This is a genomic window from Anaerotruncus sp., from assembly GCF_057433415.1.
Genome location: NZ_DBMDHH010000082.1, coordinates 1 through 7,589 on the forward strand (window position 1 = coordinate 1; position 7,589 = coordinate 7,589).

Genomic DNA, 7,589 nt, shown 5'->3' on the forward strand with positions numbered 1-7,589 from the left:
TTCTTTGCGTCAAAGAAAGTACCCAAAGAAGGACGCTCAAGGGGACTTCCGCCAGTCCCCTTGAGAATCCCCCGGGAGTACCTTGCCAGTACCCGCCGGTTGCCGTCACTCCCCACAGGTACACCAGCTGAGGGCTCAATTCAGGTTGCGGGCGCTCCCAACGAAGGGAACGGTAAGTGCCAGCGCACCTGGCAGGTGGGGGCACACGGGGGAGGGCGGCCCGCCCTCCCCCGTGAGGCGCACGCGCATCGGCTTGTCCGATCGCGGGGTCAGTTGCGGTCGGGGGCCGCAACTGACGTGCGCCCCGGGGCCGCACCTTGAAGGCCGCAGGCCGTCGCGGCCTGGGGGTCAAGGATTTGGCCGTAGGCCAACCTTATAGAGAATCCGGCCCGTAGGGCCGGGTCCGCGCAGCGGACTCAAGCCGGGGTCGCGGGGCGGAGCGCCCGCGAGCGGCCGTCGCGCGTAGCGCGCTCCGGGCGCAGCCCGGGCAGGCCACCTAAGCCCCTCGTGCCCTTCTTTGGTTCCTTTCTTGGGCGAACAAGAAAGGAACTCGCTGTCGGTCGACTACCGACAATCTCCGCCGCTCGATGAGCGGCAAATCTAAAGCGGCCGTCGGTCGACTACCGACAATCTCCACCGCTCGATGAGCGGCTGACCAGATCCGCGGCGCGTGAAAAATCCTCCTTGCGGACATAGACATAGTAGGTCATGGCGGCCGCCAGATCGACGCCGAGGGAGCCGCTCCGGCGCGCGTCCCGCGCCGCGTCGACGGTGCGGAAGTCGTACCGGATCCCCGCCCCGCGCAGCAGGCCGGTGACGCGGGCATACTCCTCCATGGAAGTCCCCATCCAGAGCTCCCTGCGGTTCCAGAAAAACATAGGCGCCTCCGATCAGTCCTTCGAGTCGAGCTTGAGCACGGCGGTGAACGCCTCGGGCGGAATCGAGACGGAGCCGAGCTGGCGCATCTTCTTTTTGCCTTCCTTCTGTTTTTCGAGCAGCTTCTTTTTGCGGGTGATGTCGCCGCCGTAGCATTTGGCGAGCACGTCCTTACGCAGCGCCTTGACGGTTTCGCGGGCGATGACCTTGCCGCCGATGGCGGCCTGGATGGGCACCTCGAAGAGCTGGCGGGGGATGTTGTCCCGCAGGTTTTCGCAGATGCGCCGCGCGCGCGGATAGGCCTTGTCGGCGTGGGCGATGAAGGAGAGCGCGTCGACGACCTCGCTGTTTAAAAGGATGTCAAGCTTGACGAGCTTGCTGTCGCGGTAGCCGCACATCTCATAGTCGAAGGAGGCGTAGCCGCGGGTGCGGGATTTGAGCGCGTCGAAGAAATCGTAGACGATCTCGTTGAGGGGCAGCTCGTAATGCAGCTCGACCCGGTCGGCGTCGAGGTATTTGGTGTCGAGATAGACGCCGCGGCGGTCCTGGCAGAGCTCCATGATGTTGCCGATGTAGGCGGGCGGCGTAAAGATGTTCGCCTTGACGAACGGCTCCTGCGCCGATACGATCTGCGCCGGGTCGGGATAGCTGGCGGGATTGTCGATCGTGAGCTCCTCACCGCTCTGCATCTGGAGCCTGTAGACGACGCTTGGCAGCGTCGTGACGATGTCAAGATTGAACTCCCGTTCGAGCCGTTCCTGCACGATCTCCATGTGCAGGAGTCCCAAAAAGCCGCAGCGGAAGCCGAAGCCGAGCGCGACGGAGGATTCCGGCTCAAAGGAGAGAGAGGCGTCGTTGAGCTGGAGCTTTTCGAGCGCGTCGCGCAGGTCGGGGTATTTGGCGCCGTCCTGCGGGTAGATGCCCGAAAAGACCATCGGCAGCACCTTGCGGTAGCCGGGCAGGGGCTCGCCGGCGGGATTCCCGGCGTCGGTGACGGTGTCGCCGACGGCGGTATCCCGCACCGTCTTGATCGAGGCGGTGATGTAGCCGACCTCGCCCGCGGCAAGCTCCTCCTGCGGCACGAGGCTGGTTGCGCCCATCACGCCGCACTCGACGACGGTGAACTCCGCGCCGGTGGACATCATGCGGATGGTCATGCCGGGCCGGACGGTGCCGTCCATGACGCGGACGTAGACGATGACGCCCCGGTAGCTGTCGTAGACGCTGTCGAAAATGAGCGCGCGCAGCGGGGCGGTTTCGTCCCCCTCGGGGGCGGGGATGTCCGCGACGACCCGTTCGAGCACCGCGTGGACGTTTTCGCCCGTTTTGGCGGAGATGCGCGGCGCGTCCATGCAGGGAATGCCGATGATGTCCTCGACCTCCTGCGCGACCCGGTCGGGCTCGGCGGCGGGCAGGTCGATCTTATTGATGACGGGGGTGACCTCGAGGTCGTGCTCGATCGCCAGATAGGTGTTGGCGAGCGTCTGGGCCTCGATGCCCTGCGACGCGTCCACCACGAGCACCGCGCCCTCGCAGGCGGCGAGCGACCGGGAGACCTCGTAGTTGAAGTCGACGTGTCCGGGGGTGTCGATCAGGTTGAACTGGTAGTCCTGCCCGTCGTCCGCGTGGTAGGTGAGGGTGACGGCGCGCGCCTTGATCGTGATGCCGCGCTCCCGCTCGAGCTCCATATTGTCGAGGATCTGGTCCTCCATGTCCCGCTGGCTCACCGCCTCGGTGAGTTCGAGGATGCGGTCGGCCAGCGTGCTTTTGCCGTGGTCGATATGCGCGATGATGCAGAAATTACGGATGTGTTCCTTATCCATTTTGCCCTGCCGTTTCCGCCCGTCCAATGGGCATCCTAAAATTTTTCCAATACTAAATTATAGCATAACCGCCCGGCGGGATGCAATACGGCGCGGCGGCGATCCCGTCAGGAACCTTTTTTGAGGATCCTCTCGATCCCGGCTGCGTCGAGCTGGTTGACCGTCACGAAACGTCCCCCATAGAACACCGCCCAGTTGTTGAAGACGCAGGGCAGCTCCTTCGCCTTTTGCAGGGTGTCCACCGGAATGAGGGAGAGGGGGACGCCGCGCTCCTCGCAGTACCGCCGGACCGCCTCGACGCGCTGGGGGATAAAGGGGCATTGCATGCTGTAGCAGATCGTGAGCTCCGGGCTTTCGACCGCCAGTTTTTTCGCGTTCGGCGCGAATTGCGGCACGGTCCCGTCAAAGGAGCGCGCGAGCAGCTCGTATTCGTCCCCGGCCGTGTCGACCGCCTCAAAGCCGAACTTCTTTGCAAACGCCTGGTCGGAGAGCCAGGCCTTTTGTTTTTTCGCCCCGAGCATGCAGACGCCGGACCTGCCCTGCCTTTTGGCGTCGGCCAGGCAGTACTCCATGAGCGACCGCCCGTACCCCTTGCCCTTGCAGCCGCCGTCGACCCAGAGGCAGTAAAGATAGATGTAGTTGCCGCCAAGGACGGGTACCCACGCCGTCTCAAGAGGGGCGTATTCGATGAAAACCACCGCCTTCGCATCGAGCTTTCGGAACACATGGCCTTCCTTGAGCCGGGCGGCGAGCCATTGCCGCTTGGCCTCGACGCCCGGGTGGGGCTTTTTGCTGCGGATGATGCAGCAGAGATGCTCTTCGGCGAGGTTTTCCTCCGTCAGGTTTATAAAATCCGGTTCCATACGCGTCCTCGTTTCCAATTGAATTTTGGCGTGGCCCAAAGGCAGAACGCCTTTTCTGTATCATAACATACCCGGCCGCGCTTCTCAAAGGAATTTGGAAATCAGGCTGGGTCCCGCCCGCCGCGGGGGGGCGGCCTTGCCATTTGCGGGGAAGGTGTGGTAGGATGGAACCAACGGGACGCGCCCGCCGGCATATGCGGTCGGTCGCTGCTTTTCAATCCCATATGCGCGGAGAAGCGGAAGGGTGGACCGACCGATGAAAATGCCCGAAAAGATCGATGAGAGGCTGTTCGCGCCCTGCGGCATGAACTGCATGGCCTGCTGCCGGCACTGCGTGAGCAAAAGGCCCTGTCCCGGCTGCTTCGGCGGCGACGGCGGCAAGCCGGAGCACTGCCGGAAATGCGGCATCCGCGACTGCGCCCGGGAGCGGGGTCTCGCCTACTGCTTCGCGTGCCCGGATTACCCCTGCAAGCCGGTGAAAAACCTCGACAGGAGCTACCGCAAGCGCTATCAAGCGAGCCTCATGGAAAACGGCGCGGCGGTGAAGGCGCGGGGGCTGGAGGCGTTTCTGGCGGCGCAGCGGGAAGAATTCACCTGTCCCGCCTGCGGCGGGGCCGTCTCCCTCCACGACGCGGCGTGCAGCGAATGCGGCAGGCCGCGCGGCCCCGGGGAGGTCTGACGCCCGCCGGAAAACGGGGAGGAAAAGGCGTACAATGGGTTCGGCCGGCTGCGGCCGAGGGGGAGTGTGCCCGGATGATGCTCAAAATATTGCTGATCGCGGCCTGTCTGGGCGCGGTCCTGTTGGACGCGGCGAAGAAGCTCGACCTTCTGGGCCGCTGGCATATGGCGCTCTGCGCCCTGCTGCTGCCGCACGCGCTCTTCTGGTGGCAGCGGCTCTCCCGCCTTGGCGGGGCGGGCCTCTGGGCGGTGCGGCTGGCGGTGGGCGTCTATTTCGCCTGGACGCTCCTGCGCCTGCTGTTTTTCCCCGCGCGGGACTACCAGACCGAAAACCGCCGCGTCCGGGTCCTCTGGGCCGGGCGCATGGCGCTGCGGGGCGGGCTGCTCCTGCTTTTGATGCAGGCGGTCTTTTACCTGTGGGTCCTGCCGCCGCTCGCGGGCGGCCTGCCGGGCTGGGTCGTCCCCGCCGACCTCGCGGCGGCGTTTCTGCTCGTCGCGCTGGTCATCCTCGGCGGCGCGCTGCGGATCCTTTTCACCTGCCGCAGGCTGGGGATCGTCAAGCGGGTGCTGCTCGTCCTGAACCTGTGGATCCCGGTCGTCAACCTCTTTTTGATGCTCTGGCTCTGCCGGGCCGCGCGGGATGAATACGACCACGAATGCTACCGCGAGGAGGCGCGCCGGGTGCGCGCGGAGCGGGACGTCTGCCGGACGAGATATCCGCTGCTTCTCGTGCACGGGGTCGGCTTCCGCGATCTCAAATATTTCAACTACTGGGGCCGCATCCCGCGCGAATTGCAGCGGAACGGCGCCGCGGTCTACTACGGGCACCAGCAGGCGTGGGGCACGATCGAGGACAACGCCGAGGCCATCCGCGCAAAAATCCTGGAGATCCAAACGGAGACGGGCTGCGAAAAGGTCAACATCATCGCGCACTCCAAGGGCGGGCTCGACGCGCGCTACCTGATCACCCGGCTTGGGATGGGGGAGACCGTGGCGTCGCTCACGACGATCTCCACCCCGCACCGCGGCTCCGAGCTGCTGGACCTGCTCGGGAAGCTGCCCGACGGCCTCTACCGCAAAATCTGCGGGATGGTCGACGCGGCCTTCCGCAAGGTCGGGGACCGGGCCCCCGACGCGTGCACGGCCAGCCGTCAGCTCGCGCCCGCCTTCGCGGAGGCCTTCAACGCCGAAACGCCCGACGACCCGCGCGTCAGCTACCGGAGCTGGGCCACCGTCATGAAAAACCCGCTGAGCGACCCGCTGCTCAGCATCCCCTATTTCCTGCTCCGGTGCGTCCGGGGCCCCAACGACGGCCTCGTGTGTATCGACTCGGCCAAGTGGGGGACGTTCGGCGGCGTGCTCTCCAGCCGGCGGCGCCGCGGCATTTCGCACGGCGACATCATCGACCTCAAACGGGAGGACTACCGGGGCTTCGACGTCATCGAATGGTATGTCGGGCTTGTGTCCCGCCTGCGCGACGACGGGTTCTAACCCCGGCGGCGGACCCGGAAGCCCCGGGAACAGCGAATGAAAGGGGAAGCGCCATGGACGAAAGACTGCAATTTTCCGGCAGGGAGGAGTTCCGCGGGTGGCTTCAGGACCACTGCCGGACGGACGGCGGCGTCTGGCTGCTCTTCGGCAAGGCGGGCGGCCCGCGGACGATCACGGCGGCGGAGGCGCTGGAGGAGGCGCTCTGCTTTGGCTGGATCGACGGACAGATGCAGCGGATCGACGACCGCTCCTACGTAAAATATTTTTCCCCGCGCAGGGAGAACAGCAAGTGGTCGGAGAAGAACAAAGCGCTGGCTGAAAAGCTGGAGCGGCAGGGACGCATGACCTGCTTCGGCCGGGAAAAGATCGCGGAGGCGAAGCAAAACGGGCAGTGGGACGCCCCAAAATCCCCGGCGGTCACGGAGGAGCAGGTACGGGCGGTTTCCGAACTGCTGGCGGGATACGAGCCCGCCCACACGCATTTTTCCGCGATGTCCCCGTCGGTGAGGAGGACCTATGCCAAAGCGTATCTGGCCGCCAGGACCGACGAGGGGCGGAAAAAGCGTCTGGCGTGGATGGTCGGCCGGCTCAATCAAAACCTGAAGCCGATGTAAGGCCCCGCGGGAGACGGGGAACCCGCGCTAAAAAAGGGATTTGCTCCGGTGACGGGACACAAAGCGCCGACCCGAAAGGCGGGCCGGCGCAAAAAACAGCCGCCACGGCCGGCGAACCGGACGCAGCGTCCTTACGGCCAGGGCATGATGGGGGGCAGAATACAAAACGGATGTCCCGCGGGGTCGAGCATGACCCGCCAGCGGTCGTCAAATTGGACTTCCGACATGGACGCGCCGCACGACAGGGCGTGCTTCACCCCTTCTTCCACATCCGCGACGTGGAAATCCAAATGCGCCATTTGCTGCTGCTCCTCCGGCGCCGCGGGCCAAACGGGCGGAAGGTAATCATCCGCCTGCTGGATGGTGATCCAGGTGGGGGTCCCCGTTTGCTCCAGGTCCACCAAGACGGTATATTCTTCGCCCTTGAACCGCGTCCAGCCAAGCAGCCTTTCGTAGAATGCGGACAGCTCGTCCGCCCGATCGGAATCCAATACAACATTCCAGCCTGCAAGATGAAGCGCCATGATCTGATCCCTCCGCGTTTTATTGGGAAATGCGAGCTTACCATACAGTTTAATTGCTGCCGGGATGCTTGTCAAATCACTTTTTTCAAATCTGTTACGCGCCTGACGGGAGGACGGTGACATGTTAAACGACAGCCTCTACGATATGATTTTCAAGAGAAAATCGTTTCACCTGTTCCGAGATACCGGAGATGCCGGCATATCCCCCGGGGACCTGCGGTCGATCGAGGAAACCTGGCGTTCCCTGGTCCCTCTGCGCCCCGGGATCCGGACGGCCATTCGGATCGTCCCGGCCGGGGAAACCACCTGCAGGCGCGGACAGCAGGCCTGTATTTTGCTGTACAGCGAGAGGAAGGACCATTATTTGCAGAACATCGGGTACATGGGAGAACAGCTGGAGCTGTCCCTTGTCTCGCAAAACATCGGAACGCTGTGGTACGGGATCGGAAAAGCGCCGGGGCCCCCGCCGGAGGGGCTCGATTTTGTCATCATGATCGCCATTGCCAAAATCGACGACGGCCAAAAATTCCGCAAGGACCTGTTCCGGAGCAAACGGAAGCCGGTCGGCGAAATCTGGCGCGGGGAGCCCGTCGAGGGCGTCACCGAGATTGTCCGGTTTGCGCCGAGCGCCTGCAACACGCAGCCGTGGCTGGTGGAACGCGAAGGCGACGCCTTGCGCGTGTACCGCGTGCGCAAGCCGGGCAGGAGCGGGATCATGCC

At 64.4% G+C, this 7,589-nt stretch carries 8 protein-coding genes; 4 read left to right on the forward strand and 4 right to left on the reverse strand.

Annotated elements, in window-relative coordinates; genetic code table 11:
* Positions 1 to 620: 620 nt before the first annotated feature.
* The 3 genes from ACZO3G_RS14040 to ACZO3G_RS14050 form a co-directional block, all read right to left on the reverse strand.
* Positions 621 to 878 carry a hypothetical protein gene (locus ACZO3G_RS14040; protein ID WP_276872201.1) on the reverse strand — a complete coding sequence of 86 codons (258 nt, stop codon included), beginning with the start codon at positions 876 to 878 and terminating at the stop codon, positions 621 to 623.
* A 12-nt stretch (positions 879 to 890) separates the two neighbouring features.
* Positions 891 to 2,699 (reverse strand): translation elongation factor 4, encoded by a 1,809-nt coding sequence (gene lepA, locus ACZO3G_RS14045; protein WP_276872202.1) that lies wholly within the window; start codon positions 2,697 to 2,699, stop codon positions 891 to 893.
* A 107-nt stretch (positions 2,700 to 2,806) separates the two neighbouring features.
* Positions 2,807 to 3,562, reverse strand: coding sequence for a GNAT family N-acetyltransferase (locus tag ACZO3G_RS14050; protein WP_276872203.1), 756 nt, complete (start codon positions 3,560 to 3,562; stop codon positions 2,807 to 2,809).
* A 256-nt stretch (positions 3,563 to 3,818) separates the two neighbouring features.
* Here ACZO3G_RS14050 and ACZO3G_RS14055 point away from each other — a divergent pair, with 256 nt between their 5' ends.
* The 3 genes from ACZO3G_RS14055 to ACZO3G_RS14065 all read left to right on the forward strand — a co-directional run bounded on the left by ACZO3G_RS14055 (position 3,819) and on the right by ACZO3G_RS14065 (position 6,345).
* Complete coding sequence (locus ACZO3G_RS14055; RefSeq protein ID WP_277138683.1) at positions 3,819 to 4,241, forward strand: DUF3795 domain-containing protein; 423 nt, start codon at positions 3,819 to 3,821, stop codon at positions 4,239 to 4,241.
* Between the two features lie 74 nt (positions 4,242 to 4,315).
* Complete coding sequence (locus ACZO3G_RS14060; protein WP_276872205.1) at positions 4,316 to 5,731, forward strand: esterase/lipase family protein; 1,416 nt, start codon at positions 4,316 to 4,318, stop codon at positions 5,729 to 5,731.
* A gap of 53 nt (positions 5,732 to 5,784) precedes the next feature.
* The gene (locus ACZO3G_RS14065; protein WP_276872207.1) at positions 5,785 to 6,345 is read left to right on the forward strand and encodes a YdeI/OmpD-associated family protein; all 561 of its coding nucleotides are present in this window, start codon (positions 5,785 to 5,787) and stop codon (positions 6,343 to 6,345) included.
* Positions 6,346 to 6,476: 131 nt separating this feature from the next.
* Here ACZO3G_RS14065 and ACZO3G_RS14070 read toward each other — a convergent pair whose 3' ends face one another.
* A complete protein-coding gene (locus ACZO3G_RS14070) occupies positions 6,477 to 6,869 on the reverse strand; it encodes a VOC family protein (protein ID WP_101548373.1) in 393 nt (130 codons plus the stop codon).
* 121 nt (positions 6,870 to 6,990) lie between these two features.
* Here ACZO3G_RS14070 and ACZO3G_RS14075 point away from each other — a divergent pair.
* On the forward strand, positions 6,991 to 7,589 hold a 599-nt coding region (locus tag ACZO3G_RS14075; protein WP_486847351.1), incomplete at its 3' end, for a nitroreductase family protein.

Coding starts and splice junctions, on each gene's coding strand:
- ACZO3G_RS14040 (WP_276872201.1), bottom strand. CDS start 878: ATGTTTTTCTGGAACCGCAGGGAGCTCTGGATGGGGACTTCCATGGAG.
- lepA (WP_276872202.1), bottom strand. CDS start 2,699: ATGGATAAGGAACACATCCGTAATTTCTGCATCATCGCGCATATCGAC.
- ACZO3G_RS14050 (WP_276872203.1), bottom strand. CDS start 3,562: ATGGAACCGGATTTTATAAACCTGACGGAGGAAAACCTCGCCGAAGAG.
- ACZO3G_RS14055 (WP_277138683.1), top strand. CDS start 3,819: ATGAAAATGCCCGAAAAGATCGATGAGAGGCTGTTCGCGCCCTGCGGC.
- ACZO3G_RS14060 (WP_276872205.1), top strand. CDS start 4,316: ATGATGCTCAAAATATTGCTGATCGCGGCCTGTCTGGGCGCGGTCCTG.
- ACZO3G_RS14065 (WP_276872207.1), top strand. CDS start 5,785: ATGGACGAAAGACTGCAATTTTCCGGCAGGGAGGAGTTCCGCGGGTGG.
- ACZO3G_RS14070 (WP_101548373.1), bottom strand. CDS start 6,869: ATGGCGCTTCATCTTGCAGGCTGGAATGTTGTATTGGATTCCGATCGG.